The sequence below is a fragment of the Ginsengibacter sp. genome, assembly GCF_057362405.1.
Genome location: NZ_JBMQQG010000181.1, coordinates 1 through 24,125, shown reverse-complemented (window position 1 = coordinate 24,125; position 24,125 = coordinate 1). Strand labels below are relative to the sequence as shown.

Below are 24,125 nucleotides of genomic sequence, written 5' to 3'. Positions count from 1 at the left end.
TTCGAAATAGTATTCTGTGCGTGTTAACTTGTTTTCAATTTGTATCAATTTTTTAAATACAGATTTTATTGAAATGGCTTTAGCTATTTTTGATAAAATATAACCTGGAACAGGATTTGAAAAAGAGATTGCTTTATATAATAATCTGCTGCCTGCCTGCATTTACATCAAACGGACAGCCATACTATTTTCGTAATTACCAGGTTAATGACGGTGTATCAAGCAACACGATTACCTGCATGATACAGGATAAAAAAGGATTCATGTGGTTTGGCACACGCAATGGCTTAAACAGGTTTGATGGTACAACATTCAAAATATTCAGGAACGATATAAATGATCCGCAAAGTATCGGAAGTAATTCAATACTGAGTTTGTATGAAGATGATAGTGAACATCTGTGGATAGGCACTTATAAAGGCTTATACATCTATGATGCATTGCATGAAAAATTTTCATTGTTTAGTAAAATTCCACAGGCACAGGTAAGAAGTATATATGGGGATAATAAAAATAATTTATGGCTAATAGCAGATCAAATACTGTACAAACTGAACAGAACCACCGAGGCATTAACTGCATATAATAATTATGATACTCCCTGCGTTGCTTTGTGTGTTGCATCCAACGGGAATGTTTGGAGTGCGTCGGCAAACAGCATGGTGAGAAAATATCATACTGAAAAAAATTCTTACGAGGAATATAACATCAATAAATTATTATATAAGAAGAACACACCGGTTTTTATTCAGACCATATATCCTGTAACTGATACAACCCTGTTAATTGCCACTTTGCAACAGGTACTTTTATTAAATACACAAACATCACTGCTTACCAATATTTTCAAAAATACACCATGGGAAAACAATATACAGGTACACAAAATAATAAAACAATCCTCATCAGTCTTTTGGATTGGGACCGAAAACGGGCTTTACATTATTGATCTTACAACCGGCAAGAGCCGGCATATTCAAAAGCAATATGCTGATCCTTATTCTATCGATGACAATGTAATTACGGATTTTTGTAAAGACAAAGAAGGCAATACATGGGTAGGCACTTTTTTTGGCGGGGTGAATTATTATTCAAGGCAACTAAGCCAGTTTGAAAAATATTTTCCGATGCCCCGTGTGAATAGTTTAAGCGGTAATCTGGTACATGAAATATGCGCTGATAAGAACAATAATTTATGGATAGGCACCGAAGACGCCGGATTAAATAAGCTTGATACTAAAACAGGTACATTTAAGCATTTTGAGCCCGGTGCAGAAAGGGGAAGTATTTCCTATCAAAATGTACATGGTTTGCTGGCAGATGGAAATGAACTTTGGATTGGGACATACGAACATGGGCTTGATGTAATGGATCTGACAACAGAAAAAGTTATTCGCCATTATCAAAAAAGTAATAAGCCAAATTCCCTGGGCAGTAATTTTATAGTTACACTTTATAAGACACAGGAAGGTGATATTTTAGCCGGGACCTGGGTTGGATTATATAAATATGATAAGCAACATGATGATTTTACATTGCTGCCTTATTTTAACCGCCAGGCACAGGCGATACACGAAGATGAAAATGGAACACTATGGGTCTGCAGCTATGGCAATGGCGTTTATTATTATAACAATAAGACGGGTGTTAAAGGGAGTTTTAAGTATGATGCCAAAAATCAGCATTCACTTTCCAATAATTATGTGAACAATATTTTTGAAGACAGTAAAAAAAATATATGGTTTTGCACAGAAAGTGGTTTATGCAGGTATGATGCGGCTTTAAAACAAATTATTCGTTCCACCAATGAACCTATTCTGCGTGACAACCAGGTTTTCAGGATGCTTGAAGATGACAAAGGCACACTATGGATTTCAACCTCAAAAGGCCTCGTCAATTATAACTTGCGTAGTAACGAAATAAAAATTTATAAAACCAGTAATGGCTTGCTCAGTGAACAGTTTAATTATAATTCAGCTTATAAAAGCAAAGGCGGCACCTTATATTTCGGTACTGTGAAAGGAATGATAAGTTTTCGGCCTTCATCAATAGAAGTAAACAACTATGTGGCGCCGGTTTATATCACCAATATTGCTGTAAACAATTCATCTTTAAAAATCGGAAATGCAGCCTCCAGGCTTAAGGTAGCGATTCCTTATACATCGTCCATTACACTTCCTTATGATAGCTCTACCATTACTTTAGATGTTGCTTCATTAAGCTACACCATGCCCGCCATTAACGAATACATGTACAAAATGGAAGGGCTCGATAAAGAATGGTTGCTTATGCAAAACAACCGGAAAATCTATTACACCAAACTTCCGCCCGGTGACTATGTTTTCAAAGTAAAGGGAAGTAACGGTGATGCAGTCTGGAATAATAAAGAAAGTGTTTTGGCCATTCATATAACGCCGCCCGTATGGGCGAGTAACTGGGCTTATATTCTATACACGTTAATTACACTTGGTATTGCTTTTATTATTTTTAAATACTATACAATTGCTTTGCATGAAAAAAATCAGCGAAAAATTAAAACACTTGAAATAGAAAAAGAAAGGGAAATCTACAATGCCAAAATTGAATTTTTCACCAATATTACACATGAAATAAGAACACCGCTTACCTTAATTAAATTGCCAGTGGAAAAACTTTTAAAGACCTTTTCAAATGATGCAACTTTGCATGAGAATCTTTCTATGATCGATAAAAACACAAACCGGCTAATTCATCTTACCAATCAGCTGCTCGATTTTCGTAAAGCCGAAGCAAATAATTATACATTGAATTTTGTAAAAACGGATGTCAACGATCTGCTGAAAGAATTATTTACGACGTATAAACCCGTAGCAGAGGAAAAAAAATTATCATTCAGGCTGGAGTTGCCACGTATTACGCTGCTTGCGTATGTAGACGCAGAAGCATTCAGAAAAATTCTTAGTAATCTTTTTAGCAATGCTTTAAAGTACGCGGAAAAAATCGTCACAATAAAGTTACTGCCTTTTAACAGTGACGATAATCTATTCCACATAGAATTTAAAAATGATGGTTATGTCATTCCGGTTGAAATGAAGGAAAAAATATTTGAACCCTTTTATCGCCTGAAACAAACTGAGAAATTTGCGGGTACCGGTATCGGCTTACCCCTTTCCCGTTCATTGACCGAATTACATAAGGGAAGGCTTGAATTAAAGCAACCCGCGGATGGTTTCAATATTTTTTTATTATCCATACCTATACACCAGGAAACTGAAATTAACCTGGATGAATTTGAAACAATAGAAAGCGAAAACTCACAGGAAGGGATAGACGAAGAGTTAACGGTAACATCGCATAATGTGTCAATTTTAATAGTTGAGGATAACAATGAAATTTTAAATTTTCTTCAAAAAGAATTGCGCCATATTTATAATGTTTATCAAGCCGGGGATGGCCAGCAGGCATTTGATATTTTAAAAAACGAGAATATTCATATAATTATCAGCGATATAATGATGCCGGTTATGGATGGGATAGAATTGTGCAGGAGAATAAAAACAGATGTTCATTTCAGTCATATACCGGTAATACTTCTAACCGCTAAGAACACCATGCAGTCGAAAATAAAGGGATTGGAAAATGGGGCAGATGCCTACATCGAAAAGCCATTTATCCTGGAACATTTACTTGCTCAAATAAAGAGCCTGCTGGTAAACCGTGAAAATACACAGCAATATTATGCCCATTCTCCCCTGGCTCATATCAAGGGAATTGCCTGTACCAATGCTGATAAAGATTTTCTCGAACGGCTGCAACAAGCTATCGAGCAAAACATTACTGACATGGATCTTGATGTAGATACGCTTGCAAAAATGATGAACATGAGCAGGGGAACATTTTACAGAAAAATTAAAGGACTGTCTGATTTCACACCTAATGAACTAATAAATATTGCACGCCTTAAAAAGGCCGCAGAATTATTGGCTGAAGGAAAATATAAGGTCACGGAGGTTGCCAATACGGTGGGATATCACTTAAACAGTAATTTTTCGCGTGATTTTCACAGGCAGTTTGGCGTAACGCCATCAAATTTTGTAAAAAATCTGTAAAGCAAAGATATTGAACCCCTAACTTATACGAATGATGCGGAACCGGACATCTAATTAGCGTTATTGGTTTATTTCTTAAGCAAAAAGCGGCTCCTGGTCAGTAAATAAAGGCTGGCAGCTTTTGAAGGCAGAATAATATTCTCCTGGAAGGTAAAGCCAGATTGTTCCAGTATCCTGCACAAGGTATATTCGTAAATACCCGGCGTGCCATACAGGAATAGGGCCTGTGGGAAAGAAAGATAATGACAAATGAAGGTATTTAAAACAGCCTGGACAACGTCAGCGGATGCATTGGACACAGGGTTTATTATAAGTTCCATGCTGCAGTCATCGGGACGCAGCCTCATATGTTGCCCCAGCTCACTGGCGGATGCACCGGATATATTAATGATGCAAATTCTCTTGTGTTTAAACAACCCGACAAAGGAATGCGTACTCATATCTTTTAAGAAATTTTTATATTGAACATATGCGGTTTCAATAGAAGCATGCCTCCATTTGTGCAGGTAACAGATGTCCCTCTTTAACTCCAGGGAACGAATGGTTACTTTAGTATTTGCCAGTATCGGTTGCTCAAAAACAATTCCTGTCTTGCGCATTGGTTTACAAAATAACATATAGGTTTTTTTTTCGGCAACCTAATCACACACCCAGTCAAAATTGATTTGAAAAAGCATTTGATAATTGTGAATTTCAATAGCCGTTGAATTACGGGTGCTGATTGGCAACACATTTAGCAACTGTTACGCCGCTATACAGCTATATCAACCCGCATTGATAAATGTTCATTTTAATTACTGCGTTTAACCGTTATGGTTGCCTTCAACCCGTTATATCCGAAAAGGATATTCCGGTCGCCGGGCAGGCATCAATCATTTTCGGAAAAATTATTCCTTTTTCACAAAATCACAATGTCCTTTCATATCGGTACAGGCAAAAACTGAACAGACATTTGTGTGGTCAATCATTTATATGTTCAGTTCAGTTTCATGGCACCAGTTTACTACAGCGTTACTCATACTACTTGGAATTTATTATTTCACGATAATAATCATTTACTACCGGAAAGACCTGGCGCTCTTTGCCAAAAAACAAGATACTGTCCCTGCCCCGCAGCCTGGGCTGACAAAAGGGACCGATGACAATAGTCTTTTGTTCTCCGCCGTCCATGATCTCATGGAAGAGTTGAAAGGAATTTTTTATAAGGCTTCCAGGCAGGATTATCCCAAAGAGGAATTAATGATGGCCCTGCAGTTCAAACTGCGCGATTATCCGAAATTAAAAGACACCCCTTTCCGGGTTTCCATCAATAATCACATTGAGCAGGAAAGTAAAGAAAAATGCCAGACATTATTAACGGAAACGGATATACGAAACTTATGGTAAAACTAAATTTAAATATGAAAAAGAAATTAATGAGTCTTGTCTTTCTGCTGGTAGTGACAATGACTTCCATCGCCCAGGATGGTAACGCCGGCATCAATGAAGCGAATACAAAGGTGCGCGGCTATTTTGATTCCGGAACCAATTTAATGTATGCCGTTGGCGCGGTACTGGGCCTGATTGGCGCTGTGAAGGTATATTCCAAATGGAGCCATGGTGACCCGGATACCGGCAAGGTAGCCGCCGCGTGGTTCGGATCGTGCGTATTCCTCGTCATAGTCGCCACCGTGATCAAAAGTTTCTTCGGTGTCTAACAGCGTGTACGCCGTCAACAAGGGCATCAATAAAAGTATAGAATTCAAAGGACTGAAAGCGCAATACATCTGGTACCTCGGCGGCGGCCTGATCGGCTTACTGGTGCTCTTTGCAATAATGTACATCACGGGCCTCAACACCTTTATTTGCCTGGGCGTGATATTGATGGCGGGAACCGGATTGTTTCTTTATATCTACCGGTTAAGCAACTCCCATGGTGAGTTTGGGATGATGAAAAAAATTGCGAAACAGCGAGTACCCGGCATCGTTATATGCAATAGCAGGAAAATATTTATACAATGGAAAAAAGATTAAATGACATTTTACCACTAAAAGGAGTGGAACATGACTGTATCCTTTCAAAAATGGGAGATATAACCGTGGTCTATGAAGTGATCCTCCCGGAGATCTTCACCTTATCGGGCCAGGAGTATGAAGCTTTTCACCAGGCATGGGTCAGGGCGATCAAGGTGTTACCAAAGCAATCCATTTTACACAAACAGGATTGGTTCGTCGATAGTGCCTATGTTCCTGATTTTTCGAAAGAAGATGCCAGCTTCCTGTCCTGCAGCAGCGAGCGGTTCTTCAATGAGCGGCCCTACCTGGACCACTGCTGTTATCTCATGCTGACTAAAAAACCGGCGGGCCGCAGATTATCCAGTTCTTTATTCTCCACCCTTTTGCGCAGTCACATTGTGCCCGAAGAAACGTTGAAGCCACAACTTATACAGGACTTTTTGGATGGTTGCGGACAATTCAAAAGGATACTCGAAGACAATGGTTTTGTTTCTATGAAAAGACTCAAAAATGATGAGCTGGAGAGCCGGGAACACCGTGCCGGAATCATAGAAAAATATTTCTATTTAAGTGATGACAGGATTATCAGGGACATCAATTATAAAGAACTTCGTATCGGTGAAAATTTCTGCCAGCTCTATACCTTAGCAGATGCCGCCGACCTGCCGTCCGTTTGCGGATCACGCATCAATTATGACAGGTATTCCACGGACACAACAAAATTCAGTATTGGCTTTGCCTCGGTGCTCGGCCAGCTTTTGCCCTGCAATCATATCTATAACCAGTACATTTTTATTGACGATGTGCAAAAGACCATTCAAAAACTGGAGAGTAAAAGATTACGGCTGCAATCTCTGTCAGCTTATTCCAGGGAAAATACCCTTGCCCGTGATGCTACGAATGATTTTCTAAATGAAGCATTCAGCCAGCAGCGCCAGCCGGTAAAAGCGCATTTCAATGTCCTGATGTGGACCCATTCAGCAGATAAACTGAAGGAACTAAAAAACCTGGTGTCAAGCGCCCTTGCCCAGATGGATGCGGTACCGAAGCAGGAGCTGTCGGGGGCTTCGCAAATCCACTGGGCGGGCATACCGGGGAATGCGGCTGACTTCCCGATGAATGATACATTTGACACTTTTGCCGAACAAGCTACCTGCTTTCTCAACCTGGAAACGAATTATCGTTCATCAATAAGTCCCTTCGGTATCCGGCTGGGCGACCGCCTATCCGGCAGACCGGTGCATGTCGACATTAGTGATGAACCGGTCAAAAAAGGGATTTGCACCAACCGGAATAAATTTATTCTCGGGCCCTCTGGCAGCGGCAAATCGTTTTTTACCAATCACATGGTTCGGAGTTATTACGAGCAGGGAAGCCACGTGGTGCTGGTGGATGTTGGCCACAGCTATAAAGGACTCTGCGATATGGTGCACGGGTATTATTTCACCTATTCGGAAACTGACCCGATCCGCTTCAATCCCTTTTATATCGGAGAGGGCGATGTGCTCGATACCGAAAAGAAGGAGAGCATCAAAACCCTCCTGCTGGCGCTTTGGAAAAAAGACAATGAGACCTTCGGACGGAGCGAATATGTAGCACTCAGCAATGCCCTGCAACTCTATTATGAAAGCAATACGAAGTTTCCCTGCTTTAACAGCTTCTACGAATTCCTAACGGAGACTTTTGTAGGCGTACTCGAAACCGATAAGGTGAAGGAAAAAGATTTTGACGTTACTAATTTTCTCTATGTCCTCCGGCCCTATTATAAAGGAGGCGAATTTGATTACCTTCTAAATGCCACGGAAAATATAGATTTATTACAACAGCGGTTTATTGTTTTTGAACTCGATAATATCAAAGACCACCCCATCTTATTTCCCGTCGTAACACTCATCATCATGGAAGTATTTATCTCCAAGATGCGGAAATTAAAAGGCCTCCGTAAAATGATATTAATCGAAGAAGCCTGGAAGGCTATCGCCAGGGAGGGCATGGCAGAATATATCAAGTATCTCTTTAAAACCGTCCGTAAATTTTTTGGCGAAGCTATTGTGGTCACCCAGGAAGTAGAAGACATTATTTCCTCCCCGGTTATTAAACAGGCAATCATTAATAACAGCGACTGTAAAATACTCCTCGACCAGTCGAAGTACCAGAACAAGTTCGACCAGGTACAGGAATTACTGGGATTAACGGAAAAGGAAAAGGCGCTCGTGCTATCGGTCAATAAAGCCAATGACCCCACCAAAAAATATAAGGAAGTTTTTATTTCCCTGGGAGGAATCTTATCGAGAGTCTACCGCACCGAAGTGTCACCAGAGGAATACCTGGCCTATACCACGGAGGAAACTGAAAAAGAGAAAATGAAGCAATATGCCCGGAAATACGGTAGCATAGAAAAAGGCATTGCTGCCCTTGCGCAGGAATTAAAATAAAAATTATGAAAATAGCCGGGATAATAATGATCAGCTTGTTCCTTACGGCTTGTTTTAAAAAGCCGGTAAATGTTTCGGGTGTATATGCCACCCGGTGGTCGAATGAATTTGCAGAGGTAAGAGACACGATTCAGGTGTCTTTCGATCATACGGGTGCCTGTAAAGTCACAAGGCGAACGTTTGTAATGAAAAATCATAAGCCAGAATACAGGCTGGTGCACTGGACCGGCGACTATAACCCGGAAGCACAAACGCTGGTTATTCAGGCCAATGGCAGAATATTATATTTCAAAGAAAACGAAATGAGAATGGGAACCACCATTTATACGAAATTATGAAAAAGAGAATATGGGTAATGGCCTTATGCTGCATAACGTATATGCCTGCACGAAGCCAACCGGCCGGGGTTATTAAGGCTGCCGTTAAGAAGGCCATTATCGCCATCGACCTGAAGGTCCAGCGGTTACAGAATAAGACCATCTGGCTCGAGAATGCCCAGAAGGTCCTCGAAAATTCGATGTCGAAACTAAAGCTGGGGGAAATCAGCGACTGGGTTGGGAAACAAAAAGACCTGTACAGCCAATATTACCGGGAGCTGAAGGAAGTAAAGGATATCATCACCTACTACCAAAGGATCAAAGACATTACGCAAACGCAAGCCCGGCTCGTGGCGGACTATAAACGCGCCTTCAGCCTCTTTAAAGAGGACAGCCATTTCACAACCGGTGAAGTTGAATATATGGCAAAAGTGTACTCAGGCATCCTTAGTGAAAGCATGAAGAACCTGGATCAGATTCTCCTGGTGATTCATTCTTTTTCCCTGCAGATGACCGACGCGGCGCGGCTCAATATCATTGACCGGGCGGCGGACAAAATTGATCAAAATTTTGCCGACCTGCAGCAGTTCAACACGCAGAATCAGATGCTCAGCCTGCAACGCTCCAAAAGTATGCAGGAAATCGCTGAAGTAAAAGCCTTATACGGAATACCATGAAAAAGATATTTCTGTTAACTATCATTTCGTTTAGTCATACCTGTTACGGCCAAACGTGGAAAGAATGGTTCAATCAAAAGAAAACCCGGATACAATATTTGCTTGACCAGGTTGCGGCAAATGAAATCTATATCGAATATGCCGGGAAGGGATATAAAATAGCGCAGGAGGGACTTTCGGCCATCGGCGCTATTAAGAAGGGTGAATTCAATTTGCACCTGGATTTCTTTAATTCATTGAAGGATATCAACCCTCAAATAAAAAGTTATACAAGGGTAACCGATATTATTGCCCGCGCGGCCGACATCAAAAAAATCTATACGAACAGCTATAAAAGTATGAAAACAAGCGGCGGGTTTACAGCAAATGAAATAGATTATTTCGATGCTGTCTTTACAAAGTTACTCGATGAGATAGCCGCCAATATGGATCAGCTTTTAGCTTTAGTCACAGCGAATACTTTTACCATGAAAGATGATGAACGGATGAAAAGGATCGATGACTTGTATACGGATATGGAAAGTAAATACGCCTTTGCCAATTCGTTCAGCCATGAAGCACAATTGCTGTCTGTACATCGAATCAATGAACGATCTGAAGCTGAAATAAGTAAGTCACTGTATAATATAAAGTAATGAAATATCTATGTATCCTGCTGTTAATTATGCCTGGCTATAAAGCCGGTGCACAGGCCCAGGAACTACAGCAACTGGCGCTCGATATAGAAAAGCTTACGCAGTTCAAACAGATATTGAGCGACATGAAGAAAGGGTATGAAATTCTTTCGGGGGGCTATAATACTATCAAAAATATCTCGCAGGGCAATTTCAATTTGCATAAAGACTTCCTGGATGGTCTGCTGGCCGCAAGTCCGGCAGTAGCCAAATATGCCAGGATTGCAGCGATCATCAGCATGCAACTGCAATTGGTGAAGGAGTATAGAAGCTACTTCACCCGGTTTAAAGAGGACCCTCATTTCACCCTCAATGAAATAGGTTATATCGGTAAGGTGTACACGAACCTGGTTAGCGAAAGTTTGAAAAATCTCGACGCGCTGCTCAATGTCATCACCGCCGGTAAATTAAGGATGTCCGACGAGGAACGGCTCCATGCCATTGACGGGATCTATGAAGATATGCAGGACAAACTGGTGTTCCTGCGGGATTTCAATAACAGCACATCCATACTTTCCATACAAAAGGAGAAAGAGCAGGAAGATATTGAGGTGATGCGCCATTTATACGAACTAAAATAAAATTATGACACTACTACAGGCCGGTGTGGCGGACGAAATCCACAGCATGCAAAGTGTACTCGACCAACTCTATACGGACATGCTGCCGTTGTGCAGCCGGCTCATCGGTGTAGGCCGTGGCCTGGCTGGATTTGCAGCGACCTGGTATATTGCCTCCCGGGTATGGGGGCATATTGCGAGGGCCGAACCCATCGATTTTTATCCGCTGTTCCGCCCGTTTGTATTGGGCTTTGCGGTATTGATATTTCCTGCGGTGATCGCGATGATCAACGGGGTCATGCAGCCTACTGTCAGCGCTACCTCCGCTATGGTAACCGATTCTGATAAAGCCATCACGGCATTGCTGAAGATGAAGGAAGCAGCGATTAAAAAGACAGTCTACTGGCAGATGTATATGGGCGAGTCAGGGGAAGGCGACAGGGATAAATGGTACCGTTATACCTACAACGAAGATCCATCCGATGAAGGATGGATTGAAGGGATTGGCAATTCGGTAAGCTTTGCCATGTCGAAATATTATTACAATTTCAAAAACGGCATTAAGGAATTTTTGTCCGAAGTACTAAAAGTACTTTATGAGGCAGCGGCCCTTTGCATCAACACCATCCGTACTTTTCACTTGCTGGTGCTCGCTATCCTCGGGCCGTTGGTATTCGGCATCGCCGTATTTGACGGTTTCCAGCATACACTAACGGTGTGGATTGCACGCTATTTAAATATCTTCCTGTGGCTTCCTGTTGCCAATATCTTTGGAGCAGTCATGGGCAAAATACAGGAGAACATGCTGAAGCTCGACATCAGCCAGATACAGGACCAGGGAAATACTTTCTTCAGTTCCGCCGATATGGCTTACCTCATCTTTATGATCATTGGCATTGCCGGTTATTTCACCGTACCGAGCGTCGCGAATTATATCATCTACGCGGGAGGAAGTAATTCATTATTGCACAAGGTAACTACCGGGTTCAGCAATACGACACGCTCCCTGGTATCCAATACGAGTTCGGTCGCTGCTGATGCCTATGGCAATACCAAAGAATTCTTCGGGGGCGGTTACCAGTCAACTTCAGGCGAATATTTCAAAGATAAAATTTCAGGTAAATGATCTTCCGGCAAATGAAAAATATTGACAGCGCCTTTAAGTACGTACGCACGTTCACAATCATTTGTATCATAGGATGCATCAGTCTTTGCATGTTTGTTCTTGGTAAAAGTTTCACCATGATCGCTGAAGCCCGTTCGAAAATTTATATTCTTGCCAACGGCAAAGCTATCGAAGCCTATGCATCTGAAAGAAAAGATAATATTCCTGTGGAAGCCAGGGATCACATCAAAAGCTTTCATGAATATTTCTTTACCCTTGACCCGGACGAGAAGGTAATACAGGCGAACATTACAAGAGCATTGTACCTCGCCGACGCTTCTGCCAAACGGCAATATGACGATCTCAAGGAAAGCGGTTACTATACCAATATCATTGCGGGCAATATCAGTCAGCACATTTCAATTGACAGCATTGTATTAAATATAGCGCAGTCACCCTGGTATTTCCGGTGTTATGCAATAGAAAAGATTATCCGTGCCACCAGCATTGTATCCCGCAGTTTAATCACGGAAGGATACCTGCGTAATGTATCCCGCTCCGACAACAATTCCCATGGATTTTTAATCGAACGATGGGCGATACTCGAAAATAAAGACCTTAAAATTGAAAAGCGATGAAACGAAAGACCATAAACCCTGCTGCAGATAAGATTGCTGCCAGGATCGTCGGCAAGACCATGCAACTTCAAACCCGCTGGGCAGAATTTATGCAACGAAAAGCTGACCTGCTTTCTGTAAAAAGCCAGAAATATTTGCTGATCATTTTTTCTGCACTAACGGTGACCTATAGTTGCTGCATTATTATTCAAAGCTTTTCCCCAGGTTATAAGGCTACTATTTCAATTACCGCTATCCGTATGCCCAAACATGTGATCGAAGAAAAAAAAGCAAATATCTCTATCATGTCAGACAAGGAATATAACCGGATTGAAAACTATAAAAAATACATGGATAGCTGCGGCTTGCAGGTCAGGCCCGGCCTCGCGGACAGTATCCGGCAAATTGAAATTATCTACCAGTCATCTAAAAAATAAAATATGGAACAGCATTCACCACAATTTTTAAGAAAACGAAGGTTTTTACTCGTGCTTCCCCTGCTCATGGTACCCTTTATAACACTGGCTTTTTGGGCACTGGGAGGAGGTAAAGGAGATAATAATAAAAAAGCAACGGGCCAATCCGGCTTAGACCTGGAATTGCCGGACGCTAATGTTAAGAAAGATCCCGCCGATAAGTTAGCCTTTTATGAAAAGGCGCAGGCCGATTCTGAAAAGTTCAGGGATTTGATGAAAGAAGATCCCTATTTCAAAAAACAAGTAACCTTACCGGGCGACACGTCTCCTTCCTATACCCCGTATTCCGATCCCAATGAAACGAAGGTGTATAATAAGATCAGCCAGTTGAATGAAGCCTTAAACAACGCTTCCCAATTAAAAAATCACGCGGAAGAAATTTCCGTCCCGGCAGAAAACCACGAAACAGAACGCCTGCAAAGAATGATACAAACTATGCAGCAGGCTGGTAGCGGAAGCAATGACCCTGAAATGAGCCAGGTGAACGGGATGTTGGAAAAGATCCTGGATATTCAACACCCGGAGCGGTTGAAAGACAAAATGCAATCCCCGGAACATCAGCAGCAGGTCTTTTCAGTTTGCCTAACCGGCGATAGCGCAAGCCGTCAATTTTTCTCACTTGACGAACCCTTGTCAAATGAGGCCAATGCAATCCCGGCTGTCATCCATGAAACGCAGACCATCGTATCCGGCTCAACCGTGAAATTAAGATTACCGGATGAAGTCAACATCGCGGGAAGGCTGGTGCCCAAAGACAATTTCATCTATGGGATCGCTTCGTTGCATGGTGAACGGCTGATTATAACGATAAAGGATATACGCTGCGGTAATGCTATCCTGCCGGTATCTCTGTCAGTCTATGATATGGATGGTTTAGAAGGTATTTATATGCCGGGCGCCATTTCCCGGGATGTGGCCAGGCAAAGTGCCGATAATTCCCTGCAGCAAATCGGGTTGAATGATCTCGATCCTTCCATCGGGATGCGGGCAGCTTCCGCCGGTGTACAGGCGGCTAAAACAATTTTAAGTAAAAAAATAAAGCTCGTGAAAGTAACGGTGAAAGCAGGTTATAAAATATTATTAAAAGATAAATAAAATGAAACGATTCAATATGCTACTGCTAATCATATTTTGCAGCAGCGCTTTAACAGCACAAACAGACAGTGTATCCATAGGTACCAATAAAGTTACCAGCCTGGTCTTTCCTTTAATGATCAAAAGCGTGGACAGGGGTAGCAAGGATGTCCTGGTGCAAAGAGTAAGGGGAGTAGAAAATGTGTTGGAAGTGAAGGCGGCAAAAGAAAATTTTTCCGAAACCAATATGACGGTCATTACAGCGGATGGAAAGCTATATTCCTTTTTGGTTCATTATGCCACCGATCCTTCATTAAAAATTCAAATAGATAATAAGCCTTCCATCTTTGAAAAAATTGCTGGACAGAAAAAATCAATGCGCGGTCTAAGAGATGCAAAGTATGAAATGCTGCTGCGGTTAAAGGGCATTTTCATTGAAAACGGAATTTTGTATTATCAGCTGGAATTAAAAAATTATTCCAACATCCCTTATGTTATAGAACTGTTGCGCTTTTTTATAAAAGATAAAAAGCAGGCCAAACGTACCTCTTCCCAGGAGTTGGAGCAAACGCCCTTATATGTTTATGGTAACACGGGTACCGTGCCTGGCCAGTCTAAAATAATCATAGTGGTTGCCCTTCCCGTATTTACTATTCCTGATCAAAAACTATTGTATATACAGCTGATGGAAAACAATGGCGGTCGTAATTTATCCCTGGAGATAAAGAATAGAGATATCATAAAGGCAAAAACGATGCAGGCAGATGAATGAGCAGATAATATCCGGTGAGAATTATTGGGTGGCATATAATAACTCTCCTTATTTCATCGATCCTGATGATATATTCTTTTTCGATAACACAGATGCAGCCAATGAGTTTGCTGATAACAATATCAGTGACAGTGATCACTATGTAGTTATTTCAATAGGAAAACAAGGCAATGATCCTCATGCAAATGGCTTATATAATTCCGATGGCAACTTTTTTACGGATGCCCTCATCGATCATATAGAACAACAACAATTATTAATCAATAAAAACAATGTTATGAACGAAAAAAACTTGGAGTACCTGAAAGATAACCTCCGGTACCAGGGCTTTGGTGAAAGCCTCCAGCGCCCTTTAGAACAAAATATTACTGAGGGTAAAACAGAATTTACCCTGCAGCACAAAGCCACCTACAACAACCAGGCAATGGAGAATACCTTGCATTTTAGAAAAGGCGACCAGAATGAGATGTACTTTTTCAATAAGTATGATGCAAAGTTGTTACAACCAGAGGAACGATCACAGACATTCTACCTCGATAAAGGCAATGGTGTAACGACGAAGGAGGCTTTTAATTTGCTGAACGGGCGCCCGGTCCATAAAGAGCTTGCCAGCAAAGAGGGGGAAAAATACACGGCTTGGGTGCAACTCGATCTTTCAAAGAAAGAGGAAAATGGGAACTATAAGTTAAACCGCTACCATGAAAATTATGGTTATAACCTGGAAAAGGCATTGGGCCAGTATCCCATAAAAGAATTGGGTGATCCAAAATTAAAGGAGGACCTGATGAAGTCAATGGAGAAAGGGAACCTGCAGGCAGTGAAGATGGAAGTGAAAGGGAAGGAGGAAACCTACTTTATCCAGGCTGATCCGCAATACAAGGACATCCAGGTGTTTAATAAAAACCAGGTGAAGCTCGGCAGGGAGCAGGTCGCCGGCCTGAAGGCAGAGCTTTCTTTACCCGGTCAATCAGCAAAGCAGGAACAAAAGCAAATGAATCATCAGAAACAAGCGGCAGGCGGCGGAGAGGATGACGGCCCGGAACTCAAAAAAAAAAGAACCCGTAAAAAAGGAATCGCAATATAATGGCTCCATTCATACCCAATAGCACATTGAAATGCCCGGCTTCAGCCGGGCTTTATGCCCCGTAATGACTGGTGTAATTATTTATGTTATTTATGGAATATTTTCCGATAAATTTCTGCCTGGAAGCTACCGCCGAAAAAACAAAAGGAAGCGGGGTGCATCTCAACTTTTATTGATAGCTTTAGTTTCAGTTACTTTACAAAATGCTTTTTGCCGGTCATTACATCAAGCTGCATATTAACCGAAAACCACAATGAAAAATTTTTTAAAAATTTTAATGTTGGAAGACAATGTAACTGATGCCGAAATTATTGTAAACCTGCTTAGAAAAGAAGGGCTTCTCTTTGAATCTTTACTGGCAATGAATAAAGACGAATTTACGCAGGCGCTAAAACAATTTCAGCCTGACGTTATTATTTCTGATAACTCCCTGCCACAATTTGATGCAACGGAAGCGCTTGAAATAGTCCACCGGAATGCTATAGATATACCGTTTATTTTGGTTACCGGAACCGTCTCGGAAGAATTTGCCGCTGGCATCATAGGGCTGGGCGCAGATGATTATATATTAAAGGACAGGCTGGCAAGATTACCCGCTGCAATTGAAGCTTCCCTGCAAAAGAAAAAATCTAAAGAGGCGCTCCGGCAGCAGCAGGAACAAAACAGGTTTAAAGCCCTTCTCCTGGCTACCGTGGGTCAGGCAATAATTGCAACGACTATGGACGGCTCGGTGACTTATTGGAATAAGGCCGCTGAAAAAATATATGGCTGGTCAGCCGGTGAAGCCATGGGCAATAATATTATGGATCTGACACCGTCGGTGCAAAGCAGGGAAGAGGCCAATGAAATAATGAATGAATTAAAAAAGGGCAATTCATGGTCCGGAGAATTTTTAGTTCAGCGGAAAGACGGCACTAATTTTCCTGTATTTGTAACGGACTCCCCGGTGTATGACCAGGAGGGTAAACTCGTGGGGATCATTGGCGTTTCCACGGACATTTCTGAAAGAAAAAAAGCCGAACAGGATTTAAAAGAGATGGAACAAAAAATATTGGATCAAAAAATACAGGAACAGAAAAAAATTACCAGGGCTGTTATTATAGGACAGGAGCAGGAACGAAATCACATCGGGCAGGAATTACATGATAACATTAACCAGATCCTGGCGGGTACCAAATTATACCTGGGTATGGCAGCTAAAACCAATAAAGCTGTTGAGGCACTGGTGAAGTACCCGATTGAACTGATAGACAATTCAATTAAAGAGATCAGGCTTCTCAGCAGCAAACAGGTAACGCCTTTAAAAAACATAGATCTTGAAAAACTAATAGGAGGGCTTGCCGATAATTTAAATCAAACCAATGCCGTAAAGGTCTTGTTTGAATACAACATTACACCAGGCTTATTACATGATGAGCTGAAATTAAATATATACCGGATCATACAGGAGCAGTTGAATAATATCATAAAACACGCTGCCGCAGGGAATGTTGGTATTCATATAACGGAAGCAGATAAATTTATTAAGATAATAGTGACAGATGACGGGAAGGGTTTTGATCCGTTAAAAGAACGAAAGGGAATAGGTATTTCGAATATGATCGACAGGGTTGAATCTTTTAACGGGGAAATTGAAATACAAAGCTCCCTGGGCAAAGGTTGTGCGGTAACAATTCGATTGCCTTATTAATATAACGTGTACGGGTAAACGATAATATGAGTTGAATGATAACGGTTGGGTTGCCGGGGCCGATGCAACAGCAGGCTACCGGCGTAGCTACGAGGCATGCCGGCTAGATTTAAAGAACAACGCATGTAGATAACGGTTAAGGGTACCTGCAATTATATTATCCGCATCTCCCGAAACAAGAAGGAGTCTGCGCCGGCATCTTAAAAACATTTCCCGGGTTATTTTCTTTAGCGGAAAATGAGACCCTGGAGCGCCGAAGTAAAGCAGCCTGCAAAAGATAACGGTCATGGATATTCGAAAATTTGGATTCATATATTTCTATAATTTATTGATAATCAAACTGTTAGTAAATATATAAACACATTTATAAAAATATCTTGATAAAAGATATGTAAATTCAAAAATGAATTCTATGTTTATATCTCTAATTAAAAAATAAACAGCTGCCCCATCAGCTGCGTGAATTAACTAACTGATTGCCTACTTTTATTGCTATGTCTTGTTGTGTCGGATCTTTGCTATTCCCAGCAAAAGGATTCAGCATTAAACACTGTACAAAAAGCTGATAGCTCTATTTCAGAGTTGCAGGATCTTCCATCTAAATACTATTCCAAGGTTGATAAAAAACTTTCTTCAGTTAATGACCAGCTTACAAAGAAGTCAGTAAAATACCTTGCAAAATTTCAGAGGCAGGAACAAAAGCTGCAACGGAAATTACAAAAACTAAATCCGGAGCTTGCGGTTACCGATGCAACTCAAAAGTACCAGGAACTCTCAAATAAAATAAAAAGCAGAACATCTGCACTAACGAAAATTGTTGGTGGCGAATACAATCCTTACATGGATAGCCTTGGAACGTCCCTTTCCTTCTTAAAACAGTTTAATAGTATTAGTGATAAAGCCAGTAATCCGCTCAAAAGCTTTGATTTGTTGCAAAGCAATTTGCAGGAATCTGAAAAAATAAAAGCATTTATAGCTGACCGTAAGAATCAAATTAAAGACTTGCTCTCTCAATATACCCACCTCCCTGGCGGATTAAAAAATGAATATGCTAAGCTTAATAAAACTGCTTATTACTATTCGGCCCAGGTAAAAGAATATAAAGAGATGCTGAAAGACCCAGATAAAATAGAAAAGAAAGCGTTGAGCATTCTCAGCCAGTTACCAGCTTTTCAAAAATTCATGAAAGACCATTCGCTACTGGGTAATTTATTTGGTATTCCAGCTAATTATGGCACCGCCCAGGCATTGCAGGGTTTGCAAACTACCAGCCAGGTACAGCAGTTAATTACAGGGCGCATTGGCTCGGGTCCAAACGCAATGGCTATGCTGCAATCCCAGATGCAGGCGGCCCAGGGCGAATTAAATAAATTTAAAGATAAGCTCAATTCACTCGGTGGAGGAAGCGGCGATATGGAGATGCCTGACTTTAAACCCAATGAACAGAAAACAAAACCTTTTCTGCAGAGATTGGAATATGGCTCCAACATTCAAACGACAAGGGGTTCATATAGCTTCCCTACAACAACCGACCTCGGTTTAACCGTTGGATATAAATTAAATAATAAAAGTACCATTGGTGTCGGAGCCAGTTACAAACAAGGTTGGGGTAGAGATATCCAGCATATTCATCTCACTCCTGAGGGGCTGGGCGTGCGTTCCTATTTTGAATATAAACTGAAAAAGAGCTTTTACGCAACGGGAGGCTTTGAATATAATTATCAGCAGCCATTCAACTCATTGCAACAACTGGGTAAATCGGATATCTGGCAACAAAGCGGGCTGATAGGAATGAGCAAAGTGGTAGATATAAAAAGCAAAATGTTTAAGAAAACAAAAGTCCAGATTTTATGGGATTTTTTGAGTTATGAGCAACCGATTAGAACACAGCCCTTGAAGTTCAGGGTGGGTTATGATTTTTAAATATAATTGCTTCATCTAACGGTGAGGAATAGTTGTAAAATTTTTATTAATAGTATATGGATAAAATTAAAAGATTAATTGTTTTGATAGGCTGCTTTTTTATGGCATCCTTAAATGTGAAAGCGCAAGATACTACCAACACTATTGGGCGAGTATCTATTGCATCACCGACAGCTGCCTCCCTGGGTAAATATGGCGATATTCCCGTAAGTTACCATACGGGATTACCCAATATTGATATACCAATTTATACAGTTGAGTCGGGTTCACTCAAGTTGCCGATCAGTTTGAGCTACCACGCTTCCGGACTGAAAGTACAGGAACAGGCGAGTTGGGTAGGAGCGGGATGGTCGCTTAATGCTGGTGGCATGATAACCAGGACGGTTGTCGGAGCACCAGATGACCGAGGGTATAGCACAAGTAATGTTACCAATGGCCACTACACTGATACCGGATATTGTAACTATTTTACAAGTGAAAATGATGATGGTTTTATTGCAAAAGGATTTAAAGATGGGGAACCTGATCTTTATTTCTTCAATTTTGGGGGAACCAGCGGAAAATTCTATTTCAATGACGACAGAACTCCAATGCTGGTACCCGAACGGGATTTTAAAATTCTGCCGTTTATCCAATCGGGTCAGGGATTTATTGGGTTTATTGTTACTTCATCAGATGGTACAAAATATTATTTTGGCCAGGTAGGAAATAATACTCCTGCGGTACAGCCGCTTGAGGCGACGAATCCTTTTACCGCAGTAAACGGCCCCTCTAACACAACAGCCGCTGCATCCTCATGGTTTCTTAATAAAATAATATCTGCAGACGGAACAGATTCCATAACCTTGGTTTATCAGCAGGAAAGCTATAGTTATTATGCACAGCTTTGGTCGCCCGTAACGAGCACTAACTATCAACATACCATACCGCCGGATAACACTATTCAAAACGGTTTTAACCTGGCAAAAAATATCGTGCAAGGAGTCCGACTTTCTCAAATTAATTTCAAGAACGGATCAATAATTTTTACTCCTTCCGCATCTCCGCGAAGTGATCTTTCAAACAGCGCCGGTTTACTAAGCGGTACAACAATGGTGGACGGCTCCAATACCAGTTCTTATTCACTAGGGAGCATTAATATATCAAATTTGAATGGATTTTGTAAGAAAGACAGTTTTTACTATGGATATTTTTTCGATAACACAGCATTAAATTCCACATTCTACAATGGTTATTCGGCAGACAATCTTCATTCGGATGAATATAGATTACGACTGGATAGCATGCAGGAATTAACCTGTGATAACTCTTTGAAAATACCACCATATAAGTTCAGTTATTTTTCTGAAGCAGTGCCAAGGAAACTATCGTTCGGAATTGACCACTGGGGGTACCCAAATGGTCAATCTTCAAATCCTGGCCTGGTGCCCACTTTTACCGTAATAACAAACGGAGTTCCTCAGGTAACCGCGGGAGCTAATAGGGATGCTGCCTGGCCTCAGATGCGTGGGGGCAGTCTGCAAAAAATTACCTACCCCACAAACGGGTATACACAGTTTGAATTTGAACCTAAAAGTATATATACCTATACTAGTTCCAGTTTGCAAAACATTTCTCTTACGGGCTTCACAATTGGCGGAGCTTATGGCCAATCCCAGAGCGTATACACTGAAACATATCCTTTCACTCTCAACTCAGATGGGGCTTGTACTGTTTTTGTCTACAATAAGGATACAAGCTGGTCACCAACATTGACGATACTTAATAGTAGTGGAACTCAGGTATATTACTCGGGGTACATTCCGGTTCTTTCGACCTTTAATACACAATTAAGTTTGCCTGCTGGCAATTACACAGGAACTTTAGCTTTCCCATCTAATGCGCAAGGCTATTTCAGGGGAGGAGCAACTGGACAAATAGGTCAATATCAATATGTACCTCAATCTGCCTCACTGACCGTAGGAGGTCTTCGCATAAAAACTATCACGAATAATGATGCCGTCACACCCACAAACATAGTTACTTCATACAGCTATGCGGGAAACTCAACATCGAGTGGTGGAGTTCTCTATAGTATTCCAACCTATGTTCAGGTAATAAGAAACGATTTTAAAGAACTGATCACTCCCTATAGTTGCAGTCCTAACGGATGTTCATCTTGCGATGGCTTTAATGCACATGAGTATTATATTTCATCGGGAAGCTTGCGTCCTTTGGCGACATTACAGGGTGAGAATGTTGGTTATAATGAGGTGGATGTTTCGCAAACTGGCAATGGAACCAGCAAGTACCTGTATTATACTTCCGGAATGTGGGCAACCACTCCACCGGACGTTTGTGTGCGGACACTCTTCCAGTCAGGTTTGTGTAACCAGAATATCCCAAATTATCCCAGCGTCCCAATTCCTTTTGAGTTCATGCGTGATGAGTTACAAACGGAAATGCATTTCGATCAGTCTGGTAAATTGCTAAAAGAAACGGATCATTACCCTGTTTATCAGCAAGATCCGATATCTACCCCGGGGCTAATTGAGATTAATATCCCCGGATTATTTAGCCACTCAGAATATGAGTTAAGGACTTCTTATAAGTTTCAGGATAAAACCGTATCAACCACGTTCGATCCGGTCACGGGAAATCCCCTCATAACTACCTCTACCGTGTATTTTACTAGTCCCTATCATCACCAGCCTACCAGGAAAGTAACCACTAACTCTACCGGTGATAGTCTGGCGACAAATGCCAAATACGTTATGGATTTCAGGATTGCCAGCTGCGATGCTATTCCCGATAGTTTAAGTTACTATTATTCAAAATTCCATGTTGATTCAACCAATATGTATTCGAGTATTGCAACGTGTACGCCCCAAACCAATGATATAAATAACTGCAGGTTGACTGTCGCCTTGCAATTCAGGTTAAACTTGGCGGCAGATAGAAAGAAATTTGTATCATACAGACGCAGGAGCTATGCAAATGATGTTCCGAACCTTCAGTCATCCTGTTACCTTTCCGCTCAAACGTCGGCAGACACGCTACTGAAACCTATCTTGCGCTTGCAGAGTGAATTTTACAACGCAGCGATTGAAACCAATGAATGGAAAGATCTCAACCTGCTGCATGCCAGCTTTACAAGATTCGATACGTCCACCAGTCCCGTTGGCTTCGCGTATCCTGGAAGAACCAAATTGATCAATCTCCAGGCAACATCAACCAGTTTCACCAATGCCTCTGTTTCGGGAAATACCATATCCAAAGATGGCCGGTATGTGGATGAATCGTTTTATACGTTTACGGGTGGCAACCCGGTGCAGGTTACAGCACGTGATGGCATCGCTAATTCTTACATCTGGGATTACCTAAATACTGAGCCAATTGCAAAGATCACAAATGCCCCTGTCAGCCAGGTTGCATTTACAAGCTTTGAAGCAGATGGAAAAGGCGGATGGACATTTGCCGGAGCGCCAGTATCTGACCCCAGTTCCCCAACAGGAGGTAAATGTTATAACCTAAGCAATGGAAGCATTTCTAAATCAGCTATTGGCGGTGTTAAAACAGTTGTCTCTTTTTGGCAGAAACTAGGAGGTACGGTAACCATAACTCCGACCGGCGGATCAGCTTCGTTTGTTGCCGGCAAAAATATTAACGGCTGGTATTATTATGAGTATACGCTTACCGCACCGACAGCTGTAACGGTGTCAGGCACGGGAACGATTGATGAGCTTCGACTTTACCCCTCGAATTCGCAAATGACCACCTACACTTATACCCCACTGATGGGTATGACCAGCGCGTGTGATGCAGATAACAAGATAACTTATTATTTCTACGATGGACTTGGCAGGCTGAAATGGATAAAAGACCAGGATTTGAACATTATCAAAACTATCCAATATCACTATCAGTCTGTTCCGGGATTACAGTATTAATTGAGCATTCTTCCGTCTCAGCGACCGTTAGTGGACGAGGCAGTATTAAATAAACACAATGAAAAAAATAATCTTTACGGTATCACTAATTGCGTTGCTTTCAACAGTAACGAATAAACTTTTCAGCCAGGTAAATATTACCGGGCCTACGTGTGTTGTGCAGGGAACCATATACCAATATGATATCAACGGTAGTTGGGACAGCACTTCTACCATGAACCTTTGTGTTCAAGGTGGCACAATTGCCGACAGCATCAACCTTCACGCCTGCATAACGCCTGAAAAACCAGTTTCATTTGCAATGGTTGAGTGGGATACGCTTGGACCCGTTTCTATTTCAGTAGCTTCTTCGCCGGGTAACGTTACGTTGAATGTGACGGTGGTGAAGCCCCTGATTCCGGGTGCTTTAGACAGTGCATCATCATTTCAGAACATTGGATACGATTCCATACCAGCAGACATTATTTGCGCCGCCGACCAGGGTGGCTCCTGCAGTCCAGTGTATAATGATCAATGGCAACAATCCAGTGATCAGATGATATGGGCGGATATTCCCGGGGCAACCAGTCAAAATCTCACGCTGACAGACTCCCTGCAAAAAACAACTTATTTCAGAAGAAAAGTTATTGAATTGAATTCGGGCACTGTTGGTTATTCGGATGTAGCTATAGTAAGTGTAGCATCTCAACCTACCGGTTTCAACACCCGA

20 protein-coding genes are annotated in these 24,125 nt (G+C 41.5%); 19 read left to right on the top strand and 1 reads right to left on the bottom strand.

From position 1 onward, the window contains the following. The first annotated feature begins 89 nt into the window (after window positions 1–89). Window positions 90–4,088 (top strand): hybrid sensor histidine kinase/response regulator transcription factor, encoded by a 3,999-nt coding sequence (locus tag ACO1O5_RS15510; RefSeq protein WP_486271782.1) that lies wholly within the window; start codon window positions 90–92, stop codon window positions 4,086–4,088. A 68-nt stretch (window positions 4,089–4,156) separates the two neighbouring features. Here the strand turns inward: ACO1O5_RS15510 and ACO1O5_RS15505 are convergent, their stop codons facing one another. Further along, window positions 4,157–4,687, bottom strand: a complete 531-nt coding sequence (locus tag ACO1O5_RS15505) for a GNAT family N-acetyltransferase (protein WP_486271780.1) — start codon at window positions 4,685–4,687, stop codon at window positions 4,157–4,159. A 355-nt stretch (window positions 4,688–5,042) separates the two neighbouring features. Here ACO1O5_RS15505 and ACO1O5_RS15500 point away from each other — a divergent pair, with 355 nt between their 5' ends. The 18 genes from ACO1O5_RS15500 to ACO1O5_RS15415 all read left to right on the top strand — a co-directional run. Then, the gene (locus ACO1O5_RS15500) at window positions 5,043–5,474 is read left to right on the top strand and encodes a hypothetical protein (RefSeq protein ID WP_486271778.1); all 432 of its coding nucleotides are present in this window, start codon (window positions 5,043–5,045) and stop codon (window positions 5,472–5,474) included. Further along, window positions 5,429–5,785, top strand: coding sequence for a DUF4134 domain-containing protein (locus ACO1O5_RS15495; RefSeq protein ID WP_486271776.1), 357 nt, complete (start codon window positions 5,429–5,431; stop codon window positions 5,783–5,785). Before ACO1O5_RS15500 ends, ACO1O5_RS15495 begins: the two co-directional genes overlap by 46 nt. Further along, on the top strand, window positions 5,778–6,101 hold the full coding sequence (locus ACO1O5_RS15490) for a DUF4133 domain-containing protein (RefSeq protein ID WP_486271774.1): 324 nt from the start codon (window positions 5,778–5,780) through the stop codon (window positions 6,099–6,101). Before ACO1O5_RS15495 ends, ACO1O5_RS15490 begins: the two co-directional genes overlap by 8 nt. Next, the gene (locus ACO1O5_RS15485; protein ID WP_486271772.1) at window positions 6,086–8,518 is read left to right on the top strand and encodes a TraG family conjugative transposon ATPase; all 2,433 of its coding nucleotides are present in this window, start codon (window positions 6,086–6,088) and stop codon (window positions 8,516–8,518) included. Before ACO1O5_RS15490 ends, ACO1O5_RS15485 begins: the two co-directional genes overlap by 16 nt. A gap of 5 nt (window positions 8,519–8,523) precedes the next feature. After that, complete coding sequence (locus ACO1O5_RS15480; protein WP_486271770.1) at window positions 8,524–8,856, top strand: hypothetical protein; 333 nt, start codon at window positions 8,524–8,526, stop codon at window positions 8,854–8,856. Continuing rightward, window positions 8,853–9,512 (top strand): conjugal transfer protein TraI, encoded by a 660-nt coding sequence (locus ACO1O5_RS15475; RefSeq protein ID WP_486271768.1) that lies wholly within the window; start codon window positions 8,853–8,855, stop codon window positions 9,510–9,512. Before ACO1O5_RS15480 ends, ACO1O5_RS15475 begins: the two co-directional genes overlap by 4 nt. Next, complete coding sequence (locus tag ACO1O5_RS15470; RefSeq protein WP_486271766.1) at window positions 9,509–10,147, top strand: hypothetical protein; 639 nt, start codon at window positions 9,509–9,511, stop codon at window positions 10,145–10,147. The genes ACO1O5_RS15475 and ACO1O5_RS15470 overlap by 4 nt, the downstream gene beginning before the upstream one ends. Next, a complete protein-coding gene (locus ACO1O5_RS15465) occupies window positions 10,147–10,767 on the top strand; it encodes a TerB family tellurite resistance protein (protein ID WP_486271765.1) in 621 nt (206 codons plus the stop codon). Before ACO1O5_RS15470 ends, ACO1O5_RS15465 begins: the two co-directional genes overlap by 1 nt. A gap of 79 nt (window positions 10,768–10,846) precedes the next feature. Further along, the gene (traJ, locus tag ACO1O5_RS15460) at window positions 10,847–11,872 is read left to right on the top strand and encodes a conjugative transposon protein TraJ (protein ID WP_486271762.1); all 1,026 of its coding nucleotides are present in this window, start codon (window positions 10,847–10,849) and stop codon (window positions 11,870–11,872) included. An 11-nt stretch (window positions 11,873–11,883) separates the two neighbouring features. Then, the gene (gene traK / locus ACO1O5_RS15455; RefSeq protein WP_486271760.1) at window positions 11,884–12,489 is read left to right on the top strand and encodes a conjugative transposon protein TraK; all 606 of its coding nucleotides are present in this window, start codon (window positions 11,884–11,886) and stop codon (window positions 12,487–12,489) included. Beyond that, entirely contained in the window at window positions 12,486–12,905 is a 420-nt protein-coding gene (locus tag ACO1O5_RS15450; protein WP_486271758.1) for a hypothetical protein, read from the top strand. Before traK ends, ACO1O5_RS15450 begins: the two co-directional genes overlap by 4 nt. 3 nt (window positions 12,906–12,908) lie before the next feature. Further along, window positions 12,909–14,039 (top strand): conjugative transposon protein TraM, encoded by a 1,131-nt coding sequence (traM, locus tag ACO1O5_RS15445; protein ID WP_486271756.1) that lies wholly within the window; start codon window positions 12,909–12,911, stop codon window positions 14,037–14,039. A gap of 1 nt (window position 14,040) precedes the next feature. Then, on the top strand, window positions 14,041–14,790 hold the full coding sequence (locus tag ACO1O5_RS15440) for a DUF4138 domain-containing protein (RefSeq protein ID WP_486271754.1): 750 nt from the start codon (window positions 14,041–14,043) through the stop codon (window positions 14,788–14,790). After that, window positions 14,783–15,874: a hypothetical protein gene (locus ACO1O5_RS15435; RefSeq protein WP_486271752.1), complete on the top strand. Its 1,092-nt coding sequence runs from the start codon at window positions 14,783–14,785 to the stop codon at window positions 15,872–15,874. Before ACO1O5_RS15440 ends, ACO1O5_RS15435 begins: the two co-directional genes overlap by 8 nt. Window positions 15,875–16,127: 253 nt before the next feature. After that, window positions 16,128–17,564: a PAS domain-containing sensor histidine kinase gene (locus tag ACO1O5_RS15430; RefSeq protein WP_486271750.1), complete on the top strand. Its 1,437-nt coding sequence runs from the start codon at window positions 16,128–16,130 to the stop codon at window positions 17,562–17,564. A 504-nt stretch (window positions 17,565–18,068) separates the two neighbouring features. Continuing rightward, entirely contained in the window at window positions 18,069–19,487 is a 1,419-nt protein-coding gene (locus ACO1O5_RS15425) for a hypothetical protein (protein ID WP_486271748.1), read from the top strand. 56 nt (window positions 19,488–19,543) lie between these two features. Then, the gene (locus ACO1O5_RS15420; protein WP_486271746.1) at window positions 19,544–23,416 is read left to right on the top strand and encodes a hypothetical protein; all 3,873 of its coding nucleotides are present in this window, start codon (window positions 19,544–19,546) and stop codon (window positions 23,414–23,416) included. A gap of 58 nt (window positions 23,417–23,474) precedes the next feature. Then, window positions 23,475–24,125 (top strand): hypothetical protein (locus ACO1O5_RS15415; protein ID WP_486271744.1); only part of this gene is annotated, 651 nt, incomplete at its 3' end.